This is a genomic window from Nocardioides guangzhouensis (assembly GCF_004519545.1).
Classification (GTDB): Bacteria; Actinomycetota; Actinomycetes; order Propionibacteriales; family Nocardioidaceae; genus Nocardioides; species Nocardioides guangzhouensis.
The window spans coordinates 42,488-65,772 of sequence record NZ_SDKM01000015.1; the positions used below are offsets into that span (position 1 = coordinate 42,488).

Consider the following 23,285-nt stretch of genomic DNA (forward strand, 5'->3'; position numbering starts at 1 on the left):
AAAGTAGTCCGAACGGGCTAGGCAGGTCGGACCGATCGGCCCGCACGAGACTCAGCGCACGACGGTCATGGACACCTTCGACGACTTCGGCAGCAGCCACGACGAGCCGGCGTAGGTCACCTTGAGCGTGTGCTTCCCGAGCGACCGTGCGGGCACGCTGGTCTTCAGCACGCCCCGGTTGGCGGGCTTGAGCGTCAGGGTGCGGACCAGGCGGCGCCCGTCGTACACCCGCACGGTGCCGGTGGGCGCCGGGAAGCCGGCAGCCCGCACGGTCACCTTGATCGGGGCGGAACGGCGGAGCCGTACCTTCTGCGTGCGCGGCCCGACCGTGACCGTCGACGCCACCCTGGCCACCGTTGCCTGCGCGGACGTCGCGATGCCTGGTGTGTGGCCGGTGCGGGTCGCCGTGACCCGGACCGAGATCCGCTGGCCGGCGTCCTTGGGCACCAGGCCGTACGCCGACGACGTGGCCCCGGCGATGACGACGCCGTTGCGCAGCCACGCGTAGGCGTATCCCGGTGTGCGGGACCAGGTTCCGGGGTCGGCGGTCAGGACCGAGCCCACGCGGAGCACGCCGGTGACGGCGGGAGCTCGTGTCGCGACAGGAGCGTCCCCGACCACCGCGGTGACCGGGTTGCTCAGCACCGTGCCCGGCTGCCGTCCGGCGACGCGGCCGGTCACCCGAACGGTCAGCTCGGCGCCGAGGTCGGCAGGGAGCACGGTGTGCGTGCGCGCGGTCTCGCCGGCGATCGGTGAGCCGTCGCGCAGCCACTGGAAGGTCTCGGAGACCCCGGTCATGCTCCAGGACACGGTCGGCAGCGTGAGGACCGTGCCGACCTTGCGGTCGCCGGACGGGGTGGGGCGCGCGGCGGCGACCGGTGCGTCACCGAGCAACCCGGTGACCGGGGCGCTCGTCACGGTGGCCGGTGCGCGGCCCGGGGCCGTTCCGGCGTACCGCACGCTCAGCTGGTGGCCGACGTCGGCGGCCGTCACCGCGTACGAGGCGCCGGTACCGCCCGCGACCGCACTGCCGTCGCGCAGCCACTGGGCGGACGTGGACACCCCGCTGATGCTCCAGGTCGGGGGAGTCGCGGTGAGCGTCGTGCCCGCCTTGCCGCTGCCGCTGACCGAGGGGGCCACGGTCGCCGTCGGGGCGTCGCCGGTCACACCGGAGATGCCGTTGCTCACGCTGACGCCGTCGGCGTGGCCGGGCTGGGTGCCGGTCACCCGCAGGGTGATGAGCGCGCCGAGGTCCGCCGCCACCACGGTATAGGTGGCGCCCTCCGCGCCGGAGATGGCGGATCCGTTCCGCAGCCACTGGCGCGTCGAGGTCACGCCGGTGGACGGGTTCCAGGTCGGGAGGGTTGAGGTGAGCGTGCTGCCCACCTTGCCGGTGCCGCTGATCGTGGCGGGCGTGCTGGCGGTCGGCGCCAACGCAGGGCTGGCCTTGATGGCGTTGCTGGTCGTGACGGTCGGCTCGAAGCCGCTCGCGGTGCCGGTGACCCGCAGCGAGAGCTGCTGGCCGAGGTCGGCCGCGGTGACCGAGTAGGACCGGGTCGTGGCTCCGGGGATGGCGGTCGCGCCGCGCAGCCACTGGTAGGTGTGGGTCACCCCCGCCACGTTCCAGGTCGGGTCGACAGAGACGAGGGTGGTGTCGTAGGTACCGGACCCCGAGATGACGGGGGCCGTGGTCGCGGCCGGGTTGGCGGCGACGCTCACCGGGCGCCAGTCGCTGGTGCCGAGCACCGCTCCTTCGACGTCGATGGCCGAGACCCGCCACTGGTAGTCACCAGCGAGGAGCGTCGACGTGACCGCGAACGCCTGGGCAGGGGTGGTGACGCTGGTGGAGCTCGTGGATCCGGCCTTGCGGTACTCGAGCTTGTACTTCACCGCCTCGTCCACGGCTGACCAGCGGAAGAGTCCCGCCTTCGGAGCCATGAGGCTCGCGCTGGTCGGTGCCAGCTGCTGGGGAGCGTCACCGAGCGAGTAGAACGAGGCAGGAGCGGACCACGGGCCGGCATTGCCGAGCGGGTCGATGCGCCGCACGCGCCACACGTACGGTGTCGGCGAGGCGGGGAGGACCTTCGCCGCGGTCACGCCGGTGGTGAAGGCGGGCTGCACCGTCGACTTCGTCGCGACGACGAGGTTCCCGGACGAGAAGTTGGCGTCCCCGTCCTTGGCAACCTGGATCTCGTACTTCCCGGCGAAGGGCTGGGCCTCCCAGCGGAACGGCACGCTGCCCGGGTAGGACTCCGCCGCTGACGAGCTCACCGGTGAGGTCAACGTCGGCCGTTCGCTGCGCTTCACCACGGTCCGGGTCTCGGACCAGCCGAGCGCGTTGCCCGCCCCGTCTATCGGCTGGACCCGCCAGTAGAGCGGTCCCTCGGGGTAGAGCCGGTCTGCGGCGGTGTACGTCGGCTGGTCGACGAGGACCGGGGAGGTGTCGAGCGGGCTGGCGAACGTCGGCTGGTCGTCGATCTGGAACTGGTAGCGCATGCCGGATTGAGGGCTGGTCTCCCCGGTGGCGTCGTAGTGCGTGGCCTGGTTGCGGTCGAAGTAGTCCTGCCAGGTGAAGGTGATCTCGGTTCCTGTCGCGTCGTCGGCCTCGGTGGTCGGGTCGTCGGTGGCGGGCGAGATCAGCTGCAGCCTCGGCGAGACCTTCTTGAACGCGTGCCTGGCCGGGTCGATCGACGAACGCGGGTCCGGGCCGCACAGCGTCGTGCTCTTGCACGGCTGGACGAACCAGTAGTACGCGGTCTGCGCTGTGCTGTCCTGGAGGGCCGGCCACGGATAGCGGAACGTGGGCACCCACCGGGTGTTCGTCGTGAAGGGCGGCGTGTCGTCCAGGGAACCGGTGGTGAAGTTCCCGTCCCGGGAGATGTGGATCCGGTACAACGAGGCGCCGGGGACCGGGTCCCAGTCGAGCACGGGCGTGCCCGGCACACCCGTGCACATCTGGTCGGGGCCGTCGGCCAGCGTCAGGGCGCACGCGTTGCCTGCGTCAAGCGCTGACCCCGTCAGCGCCAGCCGTTCACCCTGGGTGGCGGTGAGCGGCTTGATGCGGAAGGTTCCGACCCGGCCGAGGTCGTAGCCGTCGGCGATCTGCACGCCCGTGTCGGTGTGCGCGGTGACGTACCAGTCGTACTCTCCCGGCGCGAGGAACGTCGGCGAGAAGTCGGTGACCGCGGGGTAGGGCAGCTTCGAGCCGAGCACGGTGTCGGACGTGGCCTCCAGCCAGGTGCCGCTGGCGTTGTCCCGGACGTGCAGCCGGTAGTGGTCGGCGCCCGCCAGTGGCTGCCAGCTCAGCGCGGGTGCCCGCAGCGTCGCCGGGTCGGTGTCGATCCCGGTGATGGGCGCGAGGGCATCACCGGTCGCGGTCACGGTGCCGGAGACCTGGAACCGTCGGGAGATCGTGGTGGTGAGACGCCCATCGGCATCCAGCGCCGTGATCCGCCAGGTGAACGGACCGTCCTCCGGCTGGAGGGCCTTGACCCCGAACGGCGTGATCGAGGTGGCGTGCGTCTTCCTGGAGAACACCTGGGACCCGGTGTTCTTCAGCAGCGAGACGTCGTACTCCTCGGTGTGCGGGACCGGCTGCCACGACAACGTCGGAACGTCCACCGTCTGGTCCTGGGAGGGGGTGAGGCCCGTGATCCACTGCTCGTCCTTGTAGACGAAGGACTGACGCGCCGAGAAGATGCCGGGCACACCGACGTTGTCGAACGGCCGGTCCATCGGCCGGACCTTCCAGTAGAAGACCGTTCCCTCGGACCACGGCATGCACAGGTCGCCCAGCTCGCCCGGGGTGTACGTCGTGCCGACCACCGGGCACACCTTGGTCTGCGGGGCGGGATAGGTGAAGTTCGGGTCCGTGCTCAGCCAGAGCTCGTAGTTCGAGGCATGACGGACGGGGGTCCACTCGAAGTACAGGTCGTCACCCACGAACTGCGGGTCGGTGCCGGCCGGATGGACCGGCACGGGCGTGTCCTCCCACACCCGGTCGAAGTGGTAGAAGTTCTCCTCGCTGAGCTCGACCCACTCGGTGGGGTGGCCGCTCAGGTCGACGGCGCGGACCCGCCAGTAGTACTGGTCGTTGGCGAACGTCGTCTTCGGGGAGAACCGCGTGCCGTAGATCTTGGCCGGGACCTGCGAGCTGTCCGGGCTGCTGAAGTCGAAGTCGTCGTCGACCTCGAGCTCGTAGTAGCGGGCGCCGTCCACTGGGTCCCAGTCGAGGACCACGTCGGTGATGTCCTGGTCCGCGGCCGGTCCGGTGATGTCCGGGATGTCGATCGGCGCGATGCGGTACTCGAATGGCGGCGAGTAGTCGGTGACGACTCCGTCGGGCAGGGTCGCCTTGACCCGCCACCAGTAGTCGACCTCCGGAGCCTGGTTGACGGGGACGACGAACGAGCTGGCCTTGGTCGTGTAGGAGGAGGGCGAGACGAACTCGGTCTCCGTGTCCACCTCCACGGTGTAGCTGGCCGCACCGGGCACCGGCTCCCAACGCAGCAGCGGCGGATCGGCTGGCTGGGACAGCTGTGCGCCGTCCGCAGGCGCCATCGGCACTGGAGCGTCGACGGGGGTCACGTCCATCGTCGCGTTCGACCAGGCGCTGAAGATGCCGGAGGCGTCCTTGGCGCGCACCCGCCAGCTCAAGGAACCGGGCGGGAGCACCTTGGTGGCGACGGAGAACGCATTCACCGTGGACGACTGCCACTCGGGGCTCGTGAAGTCCGCGCTGTTGTCGACCTGGACCTCGTAGCCGACCGCACCTTCGACGCGCTCCCAGGTGAGCTCCGGGAACGGGGTCGTGGCTCCGGTGGGTCCGACGATCACCGGTTCGGTGACTGTCGCGTGCGCCGGGCCGGTCAGGGCCAGGCCGCTGGCCACGACGGCCCCGACGACCGATCCACGAACGACGTTCCTGCGGGTCGACGACAACACCACGAGATCCCCCTGGTCCAGACAATGCAGACAGGCGGAACCTAGGGGCCACCTGGAGAGTGGGTGACTCCATTGCGGCAACATGGCCCGATCGGGCCATCAGGTAGGACCGACCGGCTACGCGCTCAGTCCAGGCCGAGGGAGAACGCCGACTCGAGGTCGTGCTGGGAGTAGGCGCGGAACGCGATGTGGGTCTCGGTCGAGGTGACCCCGGGGACCTTGTTGAGCCGGTCGGCGACGACGTTGGCGACGTCCTCGTGGTTGGTGACGCGCACCATCGCGATCAGGTCGATCTGGCCGGTGACCGAGTAGACCTCGCTCACGCCGTCCAGCGCCGCGATCTGCTCGGCGACCTCGGGGATGCGGTCGACGTCGGCCTTGACGAACACGATGGCGGTGATCACGGACCACAGGTTAGCGGCACGACCTCCTGGATGACCCGCTCGAGCTGGCGCTCGTGGTCGGCGAGCGGCCAGACGTAGAGCGTGTCGACCCCGGCGTCGGCGTACGACGTCAGGAGGGCGGCGCACTCCTCGGCCGGGCCGACCATGACCCGACCGGCCAGGTCCGACTCGGATCGGCCGAGCATCGCGGCCAGTCGACCCAGCTGCTCGGCGCGCACCCGCTCGTCGTCGGTCACGTAGGTCCACATCGTCGCGACCGAGCAGGCCAGCCCGTGCTCACGACGGCCGGCCGCGACCACCTCCGGGGAGGTGTTGTACGCCGACGCGAGCCAGCCGTCGCCCAGCCGGGCGGCGCGCCGGAGCCCGGCCGCAGATCCCCAGCTGCCGATCCAGATCGGCGGGCCCTCGGGCCGCGACCGGGGCTCGAGCGCCGGCACGTCCGGGCCGCCCCGCAGGTGCCCGCGCAGCTCCACGACGGAGGCGTCGAACCGCGGCCAGCGCTCCTCGAAGGGGACGCCGGCCAAGGCGTAGTCCTCCGGCGAGGATCCGGGCCCCACGCCCAGCACCACCCGACCGCCGGACAGGAGGTCGAGGGCCGCGGCCGCCTTGGCGAGGGCGGCCGGGCCGCGCACGACCGGCAGCGCGACGGTGGTGGCGAGGGTGAGGTCGCCGCTCGCCTCGACCACGCTCGCCAGCGCCACGATCCCGTCCAGCCACGGACGGCGGAAGACCAGGTGGTCGTTCGCGCTCAGCGCCCGGAACCCGAGCTCCCGCGCGGTCCGGGCGTACGACGTGAGGCCGCCCGGGTCCCACCCGCGGCCGTCGAGGTCGACCTGCGGCAGGTGCGCGCCGTACTCCATCTGCCGACGGTACTCGCGAGAGGCGTTAGCGGGCCGGCTGGTGGACCGGCGCCAGACTACGGCGGTCGTCGAAGGGGACCAGGCTGAGCCGGGACTGGTTCACAGCGTCGTGCAGGGCCAGGTGGCGGCTGGCGCCGCCGACCGGGCAGGTCCACTCTCCCTCGATGTCGACCAGCCGGACACCCTCGGACTCCAGCCAGCGGAGCACCTTCTCGGTCTCCTCCGCCGTGGCCGCCGGCACCGGGCCGGGGGAGGGCACCACGGACTCGGCGGAGGCACGCAGGGTCTCGACATAGGTATGCGCGTTGGTGCCCGCGGGGATCACCCCGGCGGCGGCCAGCCGGCCGAAGCGGACCACGTGCACCGCCCACCTGCCGTCGTCCTCGCGGCGGGCGGCGACCACCTCGGGGCAGCGGGTCAGCGCGGTGAGGCGCTGGGTCCGCGCCGCGGCCCTGATGAACGCCGAGAGCCGGTCGCGGTGCACGCCGGCCTCCTCGAACCGCTCGTCACCGGCCAGCCCGCCCATCCGCCGGTTGATCGTGTCGACCACCTCGTCGGGGTTGCGCAGGATGGCGTCGCGCAGCTGCCGCACCACCGCGGCGTACGTCGTGGGGTCGGCGCTGCCGTCGCAGGGGGAGAGGCACCGCCCCATCTCGGCGAGCACGCAGGGCGACCGGCTGGGCTCGCGGGCCAGCCGGTCGGAGCACTGGCGCACCGGGAAGGTGTCGTGCAGCGCGTGCAGGCAGCGCTCGGCGGACTTCTTGGACGAGAACGGGCCGAGGTAGTCGGCGTCGTCGTCGAGAACCCTTCGCACCAGCGAGAGCCGCGGCCACGGCTCACGGGTGAGCTTGATGAAGTGGACCCGCTCCGGGAACCGGGAGCGGCGGTTGTACTTCGGCTTGTGCTCGGCGATCAGCCGCAGCTCGCGCACCTGCGCCTCGAGCGGGGTCGCGCACTCGATGCCGAGCACGGACTCCGCCAGCCGCACCATCTCGCCCATCCGGGAGCGGGTCTCGGAGGCGGTGAAGTAGCTGCGGACGCGGGTGCGCAGGTCGCGCGAGGTGCCGACGTAGAGCACCCGGGACCGGTCGTCGCGGAAGAGGTAGACACCGGGGGCGTGGGGGAGCCGCTCGGCGAGGTGGCGCTTGCGCCGCTGGGCGGAGCTGACCCGGGCCGAGAAGGTGCCGAGCTCCTCCAGCGTCTGCACGCCGAGGCCGCCGAGCCGCTCCATCAGCCCGTGCAGCACGTCGACGGTGGCGCGGGCATCGGACAGCGCGCGGTGGTTGGGGGTGGTGCCGGAGTTGAACAGCCGGGCCAGTGACGACAGCTTGCAGTTGGGCGCGTCGTCCCGGGTCACCACCCGTCGGGCCAGCTTGGCGGTGTCGACCACCTCGAACGCCGGCCACGGCCGCCCCTGCTTCGCCGCGAAGTGCTGGAGGAAGCCGACGTCGAACGGCGCGTTGTGGGCGACCAGCACGCAGCCCTGCGCGAACTCGAGGAACGCCGGGAGCGCGGAGTCGATCGACGGCGCGTCGGCGACCATCGTGTTGGTGATGCCGGTGAGCACCGCGATGAAGGCCGGGATCTCGGCGTGCGGGTTGACCAGGGTCTGGAACTCGCCGAGGACCTCGCCGCCGCGCACCTTCACCGCACCGATCTCGGTGATCATCGACCCGCCCTCGGCGGAGCCGCCGGTGGTCTCGAGGTCGACGACGCAGAAGGTGATGTCGCGCAGCGGGCGCCCCAGCTCGTCGAAACTGCGTTGCGCCTCCCATCGGGAGGGCGCACCCTGAACCGCACTGCTCACGTCGACGACGCTAGATGTGGGCACCGACATTTTCCGGGTACGCCGCGCGCATACGCTGGTCTCGACCCCGCCCGAGCGAGCAAGGAGCCCGACCCGTGACCGTCCCGATCCCCGACGCGACCACCCGCTGGCGCTGCGCCGGATGCGGCAATCTGACCCGGTTCGACGTGGCCCGCACGCGCCGGACCCAGGAGTACTGGCACTTCGACCTCGCCGGCGAGCACGCCGTCGAGGAGACCGAGGTGAAGGCCGAGTCGGTCGAGTCCGTCACGTGCCGCTGGTGCGGCCGCTCCGACGCGATCGAGCTGGTCGACCGCAACGAGGCGGCGGTCGACCCCACTGCCGACCCCACTGGCGACCCCGCTGGCGACCCCGCTGCCCACGGGGCGGGCTGAGCCCGGAGGCGACGGTGTCCGGGGCGCGCGACGAGGAGGTGGCCGGCCGGGAGCTCCCCGGGCCGGTCCGCACGCGCGCGCTCTCCCTCGCCGCCGACGCGCTGCCGCTGCTGGGTGAGCTCCCTGCGCCACTGCGCAAGGTCGCCGGCTTCGCGCCCCAGCGGCGGGCGCGTCTGGGCGGCTCGCAGATCGCGGCCGCGCTCGAGACCGACGACGACTTCCGCCGACGGGTCGCCGACCAGGTGGCCGCCGCCGAGCCCGCGCTCGCCACGGCGCTCGCCGAGGGCGTGGTGCCGGCCGCGGCCGACCCGGTCGAGGTGGCCGCGCTGGCCTGGCTGGCGCGGCCCGAGGGCTGGGAGACCGCCTTCGACGACGCCGTACGCCGGGTGTCCGAGGCGGCCGCCCCCCGCGACGCCGCGGAGCTCGAGCGAGCCCGGGCCCGGGTCGAGGTGGCCGAGCGCGCGCTGCGCGACGCCCGGCAGGACCACAAGACGCAGCTCGAGGAGCTGAAGTCCGAGAACACCACGCTGCGCCGCAAGCTGGGGGAGGAGCGGGCCGCCCGCCGCACCGCCGGCGACTCGCTGAGCGACGAGCTCGTCGCTGAGCAGGAGGCCCGCCAGAAGGCCGAGACCGCCCTGGCCGCAGCCGAGGCCGACGTACGCCGGCTCCGGGGGCAGGTCGAGGAGCTGCGGGCGGCAGCGGCGTCCGTGCGCCGGGAGCAGCGCTCCGACCGCGACGACGCGACGCTGCGCACCCGGATGCTGCTGGACACCCTGATCGAGGCCGGCCAGGGGCTGCGTCGCGAGCTCGGCCTGCCCGCGACGCCAGGCACGCCCGCCGACCGGATCGAGGCGGCGATCAGCGAGGCCGCCGGCTCGCCCGGAGCCGCGAAGCCCGGGCCGGCCGACGCCGTGCTGCTGGAGCGCTACCTCGGGATGCCACGGGCCCGGCTGATCGTCGACGGCTACAACGTCAGCAAGACCGCCTGGCCCGACGCGACCCTGGAGACGCAGCGCACCCGGCTGCTGACCGCGCTCGCGCAGCTGGTGTCGCGCACCGGGGCCGAGACCACGGTGGTCTTCGACGCCGCCTCGTCACTGACCCGTCCGCCGGTCGCGCCGCCCCGCGGCGTGAAGGTGCTGTTCAGCCCGCAGGGCGTGATCGCCGACGACGTGATCCGGGAGCTGGTCGCGGTCGAGCCGGCCGGCCGGGTGGTGGTCGTGGTGACCTCCGACGCCGAGGTGGTGCGCGACGTCGGCAAGGCGGGGGCCAGGCCGATCTCCTCGTCGGCCTTGCTGACGGTGCTCGGGACCTGACCGGCGCGTCCGCCGAACCTGCCGACACGCCGTACGCCGCGCCACCCGGGCCGGCCTGTCGGTGGTCCCTGCCATGGTGCGCGACGTGCCGGTGATTCCCCCTCCGGCCCGACGAGACGAGGTGCTGGATGAGTGTGCGGATCGACTGCGACACCTGCGTGGTGCGCGGGCTGGCGTGCCACGACTGCGTGGTGACCGTGCTGCTCGGGCCGCCGCCCGAGATGGCGTTCGACGAGGAGGAGTGCCGGGCGCTCGACGTGCTCGCCGACTCCGGCCTGGTGCCACCGCTGCGGATGGTCACCCCGGTGACCGGCCCGGACATCGAGTCGGCCTGAGCCGACTGGACCACCCGGGACCGGGCGTGTGGCACGTGTGACGGAAGTGACGAAACTCGCCGATCTGGGCTGCACTCGTGGCAGGAAACACCTCGAGACATGGGGATGGTGGCTTGGAGAGGTGGACAAGTGGGCACTACAGTCCTCGTTTCAGGTGCCCGTACCAGTTGATCAGACCGGATCGACTCGGGCACCGCGCCGAGTTCGGAACCGTGGACGGGGAAGTCCGTCGGAACTGGAGCCGGGGAACCACCAAACCCCTGGGGTGAATCACACGCAAGGCGGTCTCGGGACCGAGGAGCGTGCGTAGGGCTGCTGCGCCCGAACCCGTCAGCTAACCCGGTAGGCGTCCAGAAACAGAGGGAGACCTCCGCTCGTGCTCCACGGCCGGAAGCGACTCGTGACCGGGCTGCTCGGAATCGCTGCCATCGTCAGCGTCAGCCTCGTCCCCACCACCCCCACCTACGCGGACCCCGACATCGACGAGGTCAAGGCACGCGTCGACACGCTCTACCACCAGGCCGAGCAGGCCCAGGAGCGCTACAACGACGCCAAGCTGGCGCTCGACGACCTCGAGGCCGACCTGGCGACCCTCAAGAAGGACGAGAAGGCGCAGCAGGCCCGCGTCGAGAAGATGTCGGGCGCCGTGACCGAGGGGATGGCCGCGCAGTACGAGGGCCAGAGCATCTCGACCACCGGCCAGCTCGTCCTCGCCGACGACCCGGACCAGTTCCTCTCCGAGCTGACCACGCTGGACAGCTTCAACGACGCGCAGGCCGAGGCCGTCGCTGACTTCTCCCGCGAGGCCGACAAGCTCGACGCCCGTCGCGCGGCCACCAAGGCCAGCGCCACCGAGCTCGCCGCGACCGAGAAGACCCTCCTCAAGGAGAAGAAGAAGGTCGACGCGAAGCTCGCCGAGGCCAAGGACGTGCTCGGCAAGCTCGAGGAGAAGGAGCGGGAGCGCCTCGACAGCGCGAGCCGCAGCGACACGCGCCTGCCCAACGTCCCGGTCTCCGGGCGGGCCTCCGCCGCGGTCAACTACGCGCTCGCCCAGGTCGGCGACGCCTACGTCTACGGCGCCGCCGGTCCGGACGCCTTCGACTGCTCCGGCCTGACCATGATGGCCTGGGCCCAGGCCGGCGTCAGCCTGCCGCACTCCTCGAGCGCGCAGCAGGGCTCCGGCACCCCGGTCTCCTCGGGGAACCTGCAGCCCGGCGACCTGGTGTTCTACTACCAGCCCGTCAGCCACGTCGGCATCTACATCGGCGGCGGCCGCATCGTCCACGCCGCGAACCCGAGCACCGGCGTGACCGTGGCCGGCGTGTTCTCCATGCCGTACTCCGGCGCGGTCCGGCCCGGCTGACCGAGGGCACCCTGAACGAACGCACGTCGCGCAGGGCCGGTCACCCACGATGGTGGGTGGCCGGCCTTTCGCTCGTCCTCGTCGCCGCGCTGGCCGCGGTCTGGCTGGTCCAGCGCGGGGGCGAGGGGGACACCCCGACCGTCGCGCTCAGCCGGCCCCGGCCCGACCTCGCGACGGAAACGCTGGATCGGCTGACCGACGCCGTGGCGGAGGGGAGGACCGATCCGTCCGGGCTGGTCGACGTGGACGACCCGGCCACCGAGGACTGGATGACCGGCGTGCTCGGCAACGTCGGGCCGCTGCGGGTCGCCGACTTCTCCGCGCGGTACGTCGACGACGACCCCAGCCTCACCGCCACGCTCCCGCGGGGCCAGTGGGCGGCCGCCGTCGACATGTCCTGGCGGTACGCCGGCTTCGACCGGCACCCGGCCCACGGCGAGGTGACGATGGTCTTCACCGTCCGCGACGGCCAGGCGGTGCTCGTGTCCGCCGGCGGCGGCGAGCGCCGTACCCCGCTGTGGCTCACCGGGCCGCTCGAGGTGCGCCGAGACGCCGACTCGCTGGTGGCGGCCGCGACCCCGGGCGGGGTGGCGGCGTACGCCCGATACGCGCGGAACGCGGTCCGGGTCGTGCACCGGGTGCTCCCGCGCTGGCCCGGCCGGCTGGTCGTCGAGGTGCCCAGGGACGCCGGCGCGCTCGACGAGCTGCTCGCCGCCCACCCGGGGGAGTACGCCAACATCGCAGCCGTGACCACCACCGTGGACGGGTCGACCTCGGACACCTCGCCGGTCCACGTGTTCGTCAACCCGGTGGTCTTCGCCGGGCTCCGGCCACGGGGCGCCCAGGTGGTGATGAGCCACGAGGCCACCCACGTCGCCACCGAGGCAGCCACGTCACGGACCCCGCTGTGGCTGCTCGAGGGGTTCGCGGACTACGTTGCGCTACGTGACGTGCCGATCCCGCTCTCGGTCAGTGCCGGGCAGATCACCCGTCAGGTACGCCGCGACGGCGCACCGAAGCAGCTGCCCGGCAGCGCCGAGTTCGACACGAGGACCACACACCTGGGCGCGGCGTACGAGTCGGCCTGGCTGGCCTGCCGCCTGCTGGCCGAGGTCGGGGGAGAGGGAAGCCTGGTGAGCCTCTACCGGCGCGTCTCCGGCGGGCAGCCCCTCGAGGCGCCGCTGCGGGCGATCTACGGCTTCGGGACCGCCGAGCTGACCCGGCGCTGGCGCGCGGACCTCGAGGCGCTCGGGTGAGGCTCCCCGGCCCACCGCAGGCCCGGCTGGCCTGGGTGGTGACGCTGGTCGGCGCCGTCGGCTTCGGCGTGGTCGCGGCGCTGCTGGTGCCGTGGCAGCCCGTCCCGGGGGGCATGCCCGACCCGGTCCCGGCCCGCGAGGTGTTCACCGCCGCCCAGATCGCCCGGGCGGAGGACTTCGCGCGCCTGGCCCGGGCGCTGAGCTGGACCGCGCTGGTGATCTCCCTGCTGGTCGCGGCGCTGCTGGGCTTCACGCCCCGTGGCGCCCGGCTCCTGGACCTCGCTCCGGGCGCCGTACGCCGTCGCTGGCCGCTGGCGGTCGTCTTCCTGGTCGCCGTCGTGCTGCTCATCGGGCGCCTGGCCACGCTGGTCCCGGGGGTGCTGCTGCAGCGGCAGCGGCTGGCCAACGACCTCAGCAACCAGGCGTGGGGCGACTGGGCCCTCGACCAGCTCCGGGGGTACGGCGTCGCGGTGGTCGCCACCTCGATCGCACTGCTGGTCCTGGTCGGCTGCGCCCGGCGCTGGCCCCGATGGTGGCCGGTCATCGCGGCCGGGTTGTCGGCCCTGCTGGTGCTGGCCGGGTCGTTCCTCTACCCGCTGCTGGTCGAGCCGGTGTTCAACAACTTCCACCGGATGCCCGACGGGCAGCTGCGCACCGAGATCCTCCGCCTCGCCGACCAGGAGGGGGTGACGGTCGACGACGTGCTGGTGGCCGACGCCTCCCGCCGTACCACCACGCTGAACGCGTACGTCTCGGGGTTCGGCAGCACCCGCCGCGTGGTCGTCTACGACACGCTCCTGGACTCCCAGCCCGAGGGGGAGGTGCTCTCGGTGGTGGCGCACGAGCTGGCCCACGCCCGGCACGACGACGTCGTGGTGGGCACGGTGCTCGGTGCCTTCGGGGCGGTGGTCGGCGTCGGCGTGCTCGGCGTGCTCCTGGCCTCACCGGGGCTCCGGCGACGGGCCGGGGTGACCGGCCTGGGCGACCCGCGGTCGGTGGCGCTGGTGCTCGCCCTGCTGGCGGTGGGAACGCTGCTCTCGAGCCCCGTGCAGAACGGGATCAGCCGGCGGATCGAGACCCGCGCCGACGTGGATGCCCTGGAGACGACTCAGGACCCGGAGAGCTTCATCGCTCTGCAACGGGCCCTGGCTCTGCGTTCGCTGGCGGATCCGAGTCCACCCGCGTGGTCGCAGTTCTGGTTCGGCAGCCATCCGACTGCGCTGGAACGGATCGCCGTGGCGCGGTCCCTTCCGATCAGGTAAGGCGGCTCAGCACCCGCCGAACATCTGGTTGCAGCTGTCCTGGAAGCTGGCCGACAACGTGTTACCGAAGATGCCGACGGTGATGACGATCGCCAGAAAGATCATGGCAAGCATCAAGGCGTACTCGACGGCGGTCGCTCCGCTCTCCTCACGTCGCCCGTTGATGTTGTGGTCCACGATGACTTCCTTTTCTGTGGCGGTAACGGTGCGGCCGGGACCAACGCATGGTCCCGGCCGCCTCGACAGGAACGGACTGGATTACCGCTCCTGTCCTGACTCGTAGGAGATCACTGCAGCGCGGTCGTGACACCCTGGAAGAGCGTGTCGAGCTGGTCGCCCAGCAGGCCGACGGTCACGATGATCGCGACGGCGATCAGGGCCACCATGAGGCCGTACTCGACCGCGGTCGCGCCCTTCTCGTCGCGCTTGCCCTCGAGCATGATCTTCAGGAACTCAATCATTTCAATACCTCCGTTTTGCCCCCGTGCCGGGGAAGTGTCTGTCGTGCACATCCAGGTGCGATGTGCACCTGACGACAAGTCTGCGGGATGGACAGTGACACTCGCTATCGGGTGATCAGGTCGACCGCGTTAGCCCGTTGTGACTACCCCGGGGAGCGTCAGTGGGGCTGTACCGCCGAGAGCATGCCTAGCCTCATCGCGGTGACCAGCGCCTGGGCCCGGTTGGTGGCGCCGAGCTTCTGGTAGATCCGGGCGATGTGGGTCTTCGCCGTCGACTCGCTCATGTAGAGCTTGCCCGCGATCGCACCGGTGCCCAGACCGTCCGCAAGCAGCTCGAGGACCTCCTGCTCACGCTCCGACAGCCGTGGGCGGTCGTCGGAGGCGCGCCGAAGCATCGCGGCTGCCAGGCCGGTGCACATGAACGTGCGTGGCGAGACATGGGCGTGCCGAGCGGCGCCGACCACGTCTCCCGAGGGCGCGTCCTTGCCGACGAACGCCGAGGCGCCGGCCTCCATGGCGGTGAAGATCTGCTCGTCGCCCGAGTGCATGGTCAGCATCACCAGGCCTGTGGTCTCGCTCTGCTGCCGGACCGCTCGGATGATGTCGAAGCCGGTCCCGTCCGGGAGCTGGAGGTCGGTCACCACGACGTCCGGACGGTGCTCCTCCCAGGCCGCGAGCGCCTGCACGACGCTGCCGGCCTGGGCGACGATCTCCATGACCGGCTCCCGCTCGAACGCCCGGGCCAGGCCGTGACGGATCAGCTCGTGGTCGTCGACGAGCATGACCCGAATGATGGTCGTGTTGTCGGTGCCGGTCATGTACGGCTTCCTTCCAGGGAGGTGGCGGAGGTCGAGGAGGGGATGTGAGGGGCAGAGAGTGCTCCGCCCTCCAAGGGGCCGAGTGTCACCATGACGAGGGTCCCGGGGTTGGAGTCGCCGACCTCGATGTCGGCTCCGATGCGCCGTGCCCGCTCGCGCATGATGCGCAGTCCGTGCGAGTCGTCGCGACTCGGGCGGAGACCGACGCCGTCGTCCTGGACCGTCACCCGGGCCTGAGGGGCTCGTACTGTGCAGGTCACCCGGATCCAGCTGCCATGCGCATGCTTCACGGAGTTGTTCATCGCTTCCTGCGCGATCCGCAGCAGCTCGCTCTCGACCTCGGGCCGGAGCCGGCTGCGACTCTCATCGCGCAGGACCTCGACCACGATGCCGGTGCGGGCCTCGATGTGCCGGGCCAGGTCGGTGATGCTCTCGCCGAGGCCGCGACCGTTCTCGTTGCGCAGCGAGAAGACCGACCGGCGCAGCTCGGTGACCACCGAGCTCAGCTCCGTCCGGAGCTCGCGCAGCCTGGTCGCTTGGGCGGGCGACTCGGCCGAAGCAAGGGCGTCGTCGATGAGGTAGCCGAACGACGCGAGGTCCTGGGCCACACCGTCATGCATCTCGCGGGCCAACCGCTGTCGCTCTTCGGTGGTCGCGGACTGGCGCACCGCTGCGAAGACCAGCGCGGTGTCGAGCTTGAGAGATTCGGTGGCGAGGCTCTGGACGAGCGATCGCGCGGTCTCGTCCACGCGGAGGGCGCCGGGGTCGACGCCGGGCGCGAGTCCGGCCGTGAGAACCGCCACGATGCCGGCATCGGTCATGAGAGGCAGGGCTACGGCGTGCCGCTCAACCACCGGCTCCCCTGTCGAGAAGACCTGGTCGACGAGCGTCTCTCGGTCCGCCAGCTCCGGCGCTGACCCGTCGCCCCCGATGCCGGTGACGGTCCCATCCGGGTGTCTGCCGTGCAGCATTGCTCCGGAGAGCGGGATCTCCTCGCGGGCCAGGTCGACGATGTGGTTCGCAATGCTGACGGGGTCCAGACCGCCGATGAGTCCATCGGAGAGCTGGAGCAGCTGGGTCAGCAGGGCCCGGGCGTCTCGGTACGACGAGCGCGTGGAGTCGCCGAGCTCGAGCCTCGCGGATCGAACTACGGCTCCGATGAGGCCGAACCCGAGTCCGGCCATGAGCCACGTGAAGAGCAGCGCCAGGAGGTCGGGGGCCAGCCGGACGGCCGGGTCGGCACTTACGACGACGAGAAGCACCAGGCACTCGAGTCCGAGCACCCGCGCCAAACCCCTTGCGCCTTGGTAGGTGCCTGCGATGAACGGAGGAATGACGAGAGCCGGGATCAGGACTCCCGTCGACTCCAAGGACATCCCGACCAGGAGAGACACGAGCCCGGCCTCCACGAGGACTGCCGGCCCCGGTTGTATTCGCGGGAGTCCACCGGCAAAGGTCGCGCCCGTCCAGACGGCCGCCATCAGGATCGCGCTCAAGATCGTGGGGTAGTCGCGGGTGAACGCGATCAGCGGAGCGAGCACGATCAGCGCGAACAGCCGGGCCCCTGCCGTGATGGTCAGGAGAGAGTTGGCTGGTGCCCTGAGGGTCATCTGCTCTTGAACGTCTGGACGATGTCGATTGCGGCCGGACCCAGCACGACGACGAACAGGCACGGGAGGATGAAGAGGACCACAGGCACCATGATCTTGACAGGCACCTGTGCGGCCTTCTCCTCCGCCCGCTGACGACGCTTCACCCGGATCTCCGCTGACTGGACGCGCAGGACCTGACCGATCGGGATGCCGAACGAGTCGGCCTGGACCATGGCGCCGACGAACGACTTCAGATCCTGCAGCGACGTCCGGTCTGCCAGTGCGCGGAGCGCCTCACCTCGTCCGCGTCCGATCTGCATCTCCTGGAGCACGCGACTGAACTCGTCGGCGAGAGGCCCCTCGGTGTTCTTCGCGACCTGCTGGACCGCGGCGTCGAACCCCAACCCGGCCTCGACCGAGATGGTGAGGAGATCGATGGCGTCGGCCATCGCCTTCTGCATGTCGGACTCGCGTTTCGTCGCGATGTTGTAGAGCCAGATGTTCGGAAGGTAGAAGCCGAGCGCAGTCGCTCCGACGATGACCAGGATGGCGATCGGCAGGGACAGGTCCAGGCTGACGAAGCTGAGGAAGGTTGCGAGGCCGAGGAACGCAAAGAGGCCCAGCATCTTGCCCGAGGCCACGCGGTCGACGGTCCAACCCGGCGGGTTGCCGGCGCGATCGAGCTGGGCCCGGATGCGCTCCTCCTGGTCCGCACCCGAGATCCGTCGTCCCAGCTTCTGGAACCGCTGAAGCAGCGGGTCGAGAACCCGCTCGGCGAACGGTTGGTCGATCTCCGCCGTCAGCTCGGGAGAAGCCCCACCCAGGGACTCGATCATGTCGAGCGATCGCTGGACGCCCTGGTTGTGGCTGGACATCGATCCGAACGCTGCGAAGGTCAGGAAGAGCGCCCCGAAGAGCAGCAAGCACCCGAAGAGGAGAACCATCACTTACACCTCGACCTTCACGATGCGGCTCATCAGGAACCCGGCCATTCCGAGAAGCACCGCGGCTCCAGCGAGCAGGACGAATCCCATTCCGGTGGTGAAGAGTGGTGCGATGTACTCGTACCGCGTCATCAGGAGGAACACGGCGATGCCGGGCGGCAGTGCCGCAAGTATGTATGCCGAGAGTCGACCTTCGGCCGCCAGTGATCGGATCTGCCGTCGCAGGTAGTCACGCTCCCGGAGAGTGCCGGCCACGGTCGTGAGCAGCTCGGCCAGGTTGCCGCCGACCTGACGCTGGATGCGGATCGCCATGACCACCCAGGCGAAGTCGGCACTCTCGAGCCGCTGGGCGATCCCCTCGAGGGCGTCGTCGATGCTGACACCCAGCCGGGTCTCGACGAGAACTCGCTTGAACTCCCCGGAGACGGGCTCCTGTCCCTCGCGCACCACGGTGTCGATGGACTGGGCGAGCGACATGCCCGCGGACAGGCTGCCGGCAATGAGCTGGAGGGTGTCGGACAGCTGGGAGTTGAAGGCCTTGAGCCGCCGCTTGCGCTTGCGAGCCAGCCAGAGCTTGGGCAGGAGCCAGCCGACGGCGGCTCCGGCCAGCAGCAGCAGGAAGTTCCCGCCGCCGAGAAGCATCCCCACGAGGCCACCGACCACGGTCACGGCGCTGTGGATGAGGAGCCACTCCGCCGGCTTCAGGGCCGAGCCCGCGGCTTCCAGCCGCTGGTTGATCTTCTGCTCCAGGCCCGTGTTGCGCTTGAGGACCTTGGCAGCGGCGTCCTTGGCCTGGTCGAGGGCCTGCGGAGCCTCCGAACGGTGCGTCGCTGAACCGTCGCCGCCCCCGGCAGCACCGTAGGCGAGGATCCGCTGCTCAGCGGTGGATGCGCTCCGCTTGGGCACGAGGAGAGCCGTGACGAGGACGAGGAGTCCCAGGCCCATGGCCAGCAGCCCGCCGAACATCATCGGGCGAGTGATCGTGAGAGCTGCGCCGTCGCTGCTCGAGGCAACCGTGGCGCCCGCTCCGTCGTCCGGGTTGCGGATCACGGCATAGCTGCTCGCGGTCGTCGGCCGGCCGTCGACCGTGGCTGCCACCGTGACTGTTGCTTCGTTTCCTGTCACCTCACTGGGCAGGGTCGCCGTGACGAGCACCTGGCGTGCCAGTGCGTCAGCCTCGGCCGCGAAGGCCGACTCGAGGGCGTCGGCGTCGGCGGCGATGACGGAGCCGCTTCCTGCGTCGGACATGGCGCGCAGCGGCGCGAGAGAGGAACCCGACTGGTCGAGTGCGACCACGTCCACGGCTACGTCCGCATCCTTGATGGCGGCAGTCACATCCGATTCCGGGGTCTTGCTGGTGTCCCTGCCGTCCGAGAGGACGAGGATCCGCCGCTGTCCCTCGGTGCCCGCCTGCGCAACCGCTTCGATGACGCCGTCGTTCAGACGGGTCTGCGAGGCCAGCTCCAGCCCGTCCACCACTTCTTGAGCGGCGTCACGGTCGGTGGTCGGCGCCAGCACGGTCTCCACCTCGCGGTCGAAGGTGACGATGCCGACGTAGACGTCCTTGGGCGCGGACGCGAGGAAGGTCGTGGCGGCAGCACGGGCGGCGTCGATGCGCCCGTTCTTGGACATGCTGTCGCTCGTGTCGAAGGCGATGACCGTGGTTCGCCGCACGTTGTTCGAGGTGGTGCCGGCCCTCTCGGCAGACGAGTCCAGCACTGCGTCACCGATCGACACCGTGATGTCGGAGGGGTCGACGTCGGCATCGGCCGGCACCGACACCAGGACCTGGATCGTGTTGTCGTCACCGGGCTCGACGTGGCCGATCGAGAGCCCAGTACCGTCGTCGGCGTACGCCGACTGCCCGCCGTACGAGAGCACGGCGAGCGCGGCGACGAGGGCGATGGCGATCCGACGCATCAGATGGAGTCCATCGCGAACAGCATCGGGTCGACGGTCACGTTGGCGTGGGCCATCTTCTCGAGGAACTTCGGTCGCAGTCCGGTGGACTTGAGGCGGCCCCGGGCGCGGCCCTCGTCGTCGAACCCGGCGGCGTGGTCGTAGACGAACACGTCCTGGAGGGTGATCACGTCGCCCTCCATCCGCTCCACCTCGGTCACGTGCGTGATGTGGCGGGACCCGTCCTTGAAGCGGGTCTGGTGGACGATCAGGTCGACCGCGGAGGCCACCTGCTCGCGGATCGCCCGCATCGGGAGATCCATGCCGGCCATCAGCACCATGGTCTCGAGACGGGCCAGGGTGTCGCGCGGGCCGTTCGAGTGGAGGGTGCAGATGGAGCCGTCGTGACCGGTGTTCATCGCCTGCAACATGTCGAGCGCGGAGGCGTCGCGGACCTCGCCGACGATGATGCGGTCGGGGCGCATGCGCAGGCAGTTCTTGACCAGGTCACGGATGGTCACCGCGCCCTTGCCCTCGATGTTGGCCGGGCGGGACTCGAGCCTGACCACGTGCTCCTGCTTGAGCTGGAGCTCCGCAGCGTCCTCGATGGTCACGATCCGCTCGTCGCCGGGGATGAACGACGACAGCACGTTGAGCGTGGTCGTCTTGCCGGCGCCGGTGGACCCGGAGACGATGATGTTGAGCCGCCCCCGGACGCAGGCGTCGAGGAAGTCGCTGGTGCGCTGCGACATGGACCCGAAGCCGACCAGGTCGGCGGCGGTGAGCGGGTCGGCCGCGAACTTGCGGATGGTCAGGGCAGAGCCGTCCAGCGCCAGCGGCGGGATCACCGCGTTGACGCGGGAGCCGTCGGGCAGGCGGGCGTCCACCATCGGGCTGGACTCGTCCACACGGCGGCCGATGCGGGACACGATCTTGTCGATGGTCCGACGCAGGTGTGGCTCGTCGCTGAAGAACGCCTCGACCTGCGTGAGCTTCCCCCGGCGCTCCAGGTAGATCTGCCGGGGACCGTTGACCATGACCTCGGTGACGTCGGGGTCGCGCAGGAACGGCTCGATCGGCCCGTAGCCGAGGATGTCGTCGGTGATCTCGAGCGTGACCTGCTGGCGGTCCGCGCTCGAGAGGGGCCGCTCCTGGGAGCTGATGACCTCCTTGAGCACCTGGCGCACACGGGCGGCGAGGTCCTCCTGGTCCAGGTTGGCGTCGTACAGCTGCGGCCCGAGCTGCTTGAGCAGCTCGGCGTGCACGGTCGCCTTGAGGTCCTCGAGCCGCGACTGCGCCTGAGTGGCAGCCAGCGCCCGCCGCCTGCCGACGGACTCGTCGGCGGTGGCCGTCGATGCCGGAGCAGCCGCAGCTGCACGCTTGCCGGCCGGGTGGTCCCCGTTGAGGGCCTCGGGCGTTGCCTCGCCGGCGGCGTGGGACCCGTTGTGCCCTGGCGCTGCTGGAGCGACGGCGGGTTCGACGTGGGAGGTGACGGCGCTCGTTCCGTTGCCGTTGGCTCCCTCGTTCGCGTGGGAGCCACCGCCGTTCTCGGACGGGTCCGGGTTGGCTCGCGCCAGTCGGTCGCGCAGGCTGCTCATGCGCGGTTCACCTCCTCAGTCGGAGACGGCGTCCCCGGTTGCGGCTGTCGTCCTCGGTCGGCTCGACCAGCTCTGCCAGATGCGAGTCGCCCACCTCGGACGACAGGCGCTGCGCCAGCTCCTTGAAGGCTCGGCTGGCAGCGTGGTTGGGCTGGCTGACGATGATCGGCGTGCCGGCGTTCGTCGCAGCCGCGATGTCGGTGGACGTCGGGATCGGGACGCTCACCGGCATCGACAGGATCTGCTCGACCTTGGCGTCGTCGAGCCCGACCGCGTCGTCGGCCCGGTTGAGCACCAGGTGACGGTGGTCGACGGCGATGTTGAGCAGGTCGAGCGTCTCGAGGGCGACCTTGACGTTCTTCAGCGTCGGGACGTCCAGGGTCGCGAGGATGATGCACTCGTCGGTCTCGTCGAGCGCCTGGAGGGTCAGCTCGTCGAAGCTGGGGCAGGTGTCGACGACCACGTAGTCGAACTCCTGTCCCAATGTCCGGAGCACTCGCGCGATGAGGGTGGCCGAGACCCGGTCCCGGGCGTCCGGCCCGGCCGGCGCCGCCAGGATCATCAGGGAGTCCTCGTGGCGTGTCAGCAGGCCCTCGACCATCGAGTAGTCGAGCAGGTCCTCGGCGCCGATCATCTCCTCGATGGTGTGCGCCGGGAACAGCTGCATCGTGATCGCGACGTCGCCGAACGCGAGGTCGAGGTCGACCAGGCAGACCTTGCGTGATCCGCCGTCGCCGAGGGCGAGGGCGAGGTTGACAGCCGTCGTGGTCTTGCCGACCCCACCCTTGGGGGAGAAGACCGTGACCACGTGCCCGGTCTTGCCGGTGCCCGACCCACCGTGCAGCGCCAGCCACAGCTGGTGGGCGCGCTGGACCGCATCGCGGATGCCCTCCTCGTCCTCGAGGCGCACGACGTCCCGGCAGCCGGCCTGCATCGCCCGGTAGAGCACGTCGGTGTCGAAGCCGTCGCGGACCAGGATCACGCTGGTGGAGGGCCGCGTGTAGCGCAGACCCTCGGAGATCGTGATGGCTTCATCGAGCGACACGTTCGGGCCGATCACGACGGCGTACTCGTCCGTTCGGTGGGCTAGCCACGAGTCCAGCTTGTCGGCGCTGTTGATGCCGTGGCTCCCTGCGGGGAGGAAGGGCGCAAGCGCCTCGATGCTCCCGGGGTCAGGCTCGATGATGACGGGCATGGGTGTCCCTCACTGGAAGAGGTTCTGCTCGAGGGTCGGCGGCGACTTCTTCACCGTCGTCTTGTTGGTGAGCAGGCCCACCGAGAGCTCGCCGTTGGCCACGGCGTAGAAGACCTTCTGAGCGTCAGCGGAGTTCACCGCCAGCGTCATGAGCGTCTGGGGCACCTCCTCGGTCGTCTGCTCGCCGTCCTTCGTCGTCTTGGTCGACGTGATGGTCGAGGTGTCACCGATGCCGATGACCTTGACCCGCTCGAGCAGCAGCTGAGCGAGGGGCACCTGGTCGGCGACCCGGTTCAGCGTCACGTACACCGCGACGTCGGAGCCGGGCGTGACGAAGCCGGACACCCGGCCCGGGTCGGTGAGGTTGACGGAGATCGCCATCATGTCCTCGGGGATCGCGAGCGCTGTGGACGCGACCGCCTGGTCGCCCCAGTTGCTCGTCGTGACCTGCTCCCCTGTGAAGATGGTCTGGGTGGCGACCCGGCCGGAGAGCCCGCTCAGGTCGGTCTGATACCCCTCGATCAGCGAGCTCTTGGCCACAGGCTGGAGCTCGAACTTTCCGGCCGTGACGGCGTCGTTGAACTTCTCACCCGCCTCGACCTGCTTGACCGCCGTCAGCACCTTCACGGTGTCGTACTCGTCGGCGGCACGACCGTCGGCGTTCTGTGCGTACAGGAACACCATGAGGGTGCCCAGGGCAGCAATCAGCGCGGCGACGGGGAGAAGGAACTTGCGGCGACCCATGGCACCTACTTATGGCCGGACAGGCGGTCCCCGGGCAGCGCCGAGGGTCGTACCTGTTGGAGAGAGATGGTTGCGAAGAGAACCCTGCCGGA

The 23,285-nt window shown here is 70.7% G+C and carries 19 protein-coding genes and 1 riboswitch; of the genes, 6 read left to right on the forward strand and 13 right to left on the reverse strand.

Going from position 1 to position 23,285, the window contains the following annotated elements:
• Nucleotides 1-51: 51 nt before the first annotated feature.
• The 4 genes from EKO23_RS11670 to EKO23_RS11685 form a co-directional block, all read right to left on the reverse strand.
• A complete protein-coding gene (locus tag EKO23_RS11670; protein ID WP_134717419.1) occupies nt 52-4,944 on the reverse strand; it encodes an Ig-like domain repeat protein in 4,893 nt (1,630 codons plus the stop codon).
• 125 nt (nt 4,945-5,069) lie between these two features.
• Complete coding sequence (locus tag EKO23_RS11675) at nt 5,070-5,348, reverse strand: Lrp/AsnC family transcriptional regulator (protein WP_134717421.1); 279 nt, start codon at nt 5,346-5,348, stop codon at nt 5,070-5,072.
• Nucleotides 5,345-6,208: an LLM class flavin-dependent oxidoreductase gene (locus EKO23_RS11680; RefSeq protein WP_134717423.1), complete on the reverse strand. Its 864-nt coding sequence runs from the start codon at nt 6,206-6,208 to the stop codon at nt 5,345-5,347. The genes EKO23_RS11675 and EKO23_RS11680 overlap by 4 nt, the downstream gene beginning before the upstream one ends.
• A gap of 25 nt (nt 6,209-6,233) precedes the next feature.
• Complete coding sequence (locus tag EKO23_RS11685; RefSeq protein WP_134717425.1) at nt 6,234-8,045, reverse strand: DEDD exonuclease domain-containing protein; 1,812 nt, start codon at nt 8,043-8,045, stop codon at nt 6,234-6,236.
• A 65-nt stretch (nt 8,046-8,110) separates the two neighbouring features.
• Here EKO23_RS11685 and EKO23_RS11690 point away from each other — a divergent pair, with 65 nt between their 5' ends.
• The 6 genes from EKO23_RS11690 (at nt 8,111) to EKO23_RS11715 (ending at nt 13,942) form a co-directional block, all read left to right on the forward strand.
• On the forward strand, nt 8,111-8,410 hold the full coding sequence (locus EKO23_RS11690) for a hypothetical protein (protein WP_217702586.1): 300 nt from the start codon (nt 8,111-8,113) through the stop codon (nt 8,408-8,410).
• A gap of 14 nt (nt 8,411-8,424) precedes the next feature.
• Nucleotides 8,425-9,726 (forward strand): NYN domain-containing protein, encoded by a 1,302-nt coding sequence (locus EKO23_RS11695; RefSeq protein ID WP_134717427.1) that lies wholly within the window; start codon nt 8,425-8,427, stop codon nt 9,724-9,726.
• Nucleotides 9,727-9,854: 128 nt separating this feature from the next.
• Nucleotides 9,855-10,061, forward strand: coding sequence for a hypothetical protein (locus tag EKO23_RS11700; RefSeq protein ID WP_134717429.1), 207 nt, complete (start codon nt 9,855-9,857; stop codon nt 10,059-10,061).
• A gap of 186 nt (nt 10,062-10,247) precedes the next feature.
• Nucleotides 10,248-10,426: riboswitch (cyclic di-AMP (ydaO/yuaA leader) on the forward strand.
• A 35-nt stretch (nt 10,427-10,461) separates the two neighbouring features.
• A complete protein-coding gene (locus EKO23_RS11705; protein WP_246051043.1) occupies nt 10,462-11,424 on the forward strand; it encodes a C40 family peptidase in 963 nt (320 codons plus the stop codon).
• A 56-nt stretch (nt 11,425-11,480) separates the two neighbouring features.
• Complete coding sequence (locus EKO23_RS11710) at nt 11,481-12,680, forward strand: hypothetical protein (protein WP_134717433.1); 1,200 nt, start codon at nt 11,481-11,483, stop codon at nt 12,678-12,680.
• The gene (locus EKO23_RS11715) at nt 12,677-13,942 is read left to right on the forward strand and encodes a M48 family metallopeptidase (RefSeq protein WP_134717435.1); all 1,266 of its coding nucleotides are present in this window, start codon (nt 12,677-12,679) and stop codon (nt 13,940-13,942) included. The genes EKO23_RS11710 and EKO23_RS11715 overlap by 4 nt, the downstream gene beginning before the upstream one ends.
• A gap of 6 nt (nt 13,943-13,948) precedes the next feature.
• Here the strand turns inward: EKO23_RS11715 and EKO23_RS11720 are convergent, their stop codons facing one another.
• From EKO23_RS11720 to cpaB, 9 genes are all read right to left on the reverse strand, one after another.
• Nucleotides 13,949-14,119 (reverse strand): Flp family type IVb pilin, encoded by a 171-nt coding sequence (locus EKO23_RS11720; RefSeq protein ID WP_134717436.1) that lies wholly within the window; start codon nt 14,117-14,119, stop codon nt 13,949-13,951.
• 110 nt (nt 14,120-14,229) lie between these two features.
• Nucleotides 14,230-14,403, reverse strand: coding sequence for a Flp family type IVb pilin (locus EKO23_RS11725; RefSeq protein ID WP_134717438.1), 174 nt, complete (start codon nt 14,401-14,403; stop codon nt 14,230-14,232).
• Between the two features lie 158 nt (nt 14,404-14,561).
• A complete protein-coding gene (locus tag EKO23_RS11730) occupies nt 14,562-15,221 on the reverse strand; it encodes a response regulator transcription factor (RefSeq protein WP_134717440.1) in 660 nt (219 codons plus the stop codon).
• A complete protein-coding gene (locus EKO23_RS11735) occupies nt 15,218-16,831 on the reverse strand; it encodes a sensor histidine kinase (RefSeq protein ID WP_134717442.1) in 1,614 nt (537 codons plus the stop codon). The genes EKO23_RS11730 and EKO23_RS11735 overlap by 4 nt, the downstream gene beginning before the upstream one ends.
• On the reverse strand, nt 16,828-17,757 hold the full coding sequence (locus EKO23_RS11740) for a type II secretion system F family protein (RefSeq protein WP_134717444.1): 930 nt from the start codon (nt 17,755-17,757) through the stop codon (nt 16,828-16,830). Before EKO23_RS11740 ends, EKO23_RS11735 begins: the two co-directional genes overlap by 4 nt.
• A gap of 3 nt (nt 17,758-17,760) precedes the next feature.
• Entirely contained in the window at nt 17,761-19,677 is a 1,917-nt protein-coding gene (locus EKO23_RS11745) for a type II secretion system F family protein (RefSeq protein WP_134717446.1), read from the reverse strand.
• Nucleotides 19,677-21,254, reverse strand: coding sequence for a TadA family conjugal transfer-associated ATPase (locus tag EKO23_RS11750; RefSeq protein ID WP_134717449.1), 1,578 nt, complete (start codon nt 21,252-21,254; stop codon nt 19,677-19,679). The genes EKO23_RS11745 and EKO23_RS11750 overlap by 1 nt, the downstream gene beginning before the upstream one ends.
• Nucleotides 21,255-21,261: 7 nt before the next feature.
• Nucleotides 21,262-22,449 (reverse strand): CpaE/TadZ family protein, encoded by a 1,188-nt coding sequence (locus tag EKO23_RS11755; RefSeq protein ID WP_134717451.1) that lies wholly within the window; start codon nt 22,447-22,449, stop codon nt 21,262-21,264.
• 9 nt (nt 22,450-22,458) lie between these two features.
• The gene (gene cpaB / locus EKO23_RS11760) at nt 22,459-23,193 is read right to left on the reverse strand and encodes a Flp pilus assembly protein CpaB (protein WP_134717453.1); all 735 of its coding nucleotides are present in this window, start codon (nt 23,191-23,193) and stop codon (nt 22,459-22,461) included.
• Nucleotides 23,194-23,285 lie beyond the last annotated feature (92 nt).

Coding starts and splice junctions, on each gene's coding strand:
- EKO23_RS11740 (WP_134717444.1), bottom strand. CDS start 17,757: ATGGTTCTCCTCTTCGGGTGCTTGCTGCTCTTCGGGGCGCTCTTCCTG.
- EKO23_RS11750 (WP_134717449.1), bottom strand. CDS start 21,254: ATGAGCAGCCTGCGCGACCGACTGGCGCGAGCCAACCCGGACCCGTCC.
- EKO23_RS11700 (WP_134717429.1), top strand. CDS start 9,855: ATGAGTGTGCGGATCGACTGCGACACCTGCGTGGTGCGCGGGCTGGCG.
- EKO23_RS11735 (WP_134717442.1), bottom strand. CDS start 16,831: ATGACCCTCAGGGCACCAGCCAACTCTCTCCTGACCATCACGGCAGGG.
- cpaB (WP_134717453.1), bottom strand. CDS start 23,193: ATGGGTCGCCGCAAGTTCCTTCTCCCCGTCGCCGCGCTGATTGCTGCC.
- EKO23_RS11680 (WP_134717423.1), bottom strand. CDS start 6,208: ATGGAGTACGGCGCGCACCTGCCGCAGGTCGACCTCGACGGCCGCGGG.
- EKO23_RS11685 (WP_134717425.1), bottom strand. CDS start 8,045: ATGTCGGTGCCCACATCTAGCGTCGTCGACGTGAGCAGTGCGGTTCAG.
- EKO23_RS11730 (WP_134717440.1), bottom strand. CDS start 15,221: ATGACCGGCACCGACAACACGACCATCATTCGGGTCATGCTCGTCGAC.
- EKO23_RS11725 (WP_134717438.1), bottom strand. CDS start 14,403: ATGATTGAGTTCCTGAAGATCATGCTCGAGGGCAAGCGCGACGAGAAG.
- EKO23_RS11755 (WP_134717451.1), bottom strand. CDS start 22,449: ATGCCCGTCATCATCGAGCCTGACCCCGGGAGCATCGAGGCGCTTGCG.
- EKO23_RS11745 (WP_134717446.1), bottom strand. CDS start 19,677: ATGCGTCGGATCGCCATCGCCCTCGTCGCCGCGCTCGCCGTGCTCTCG.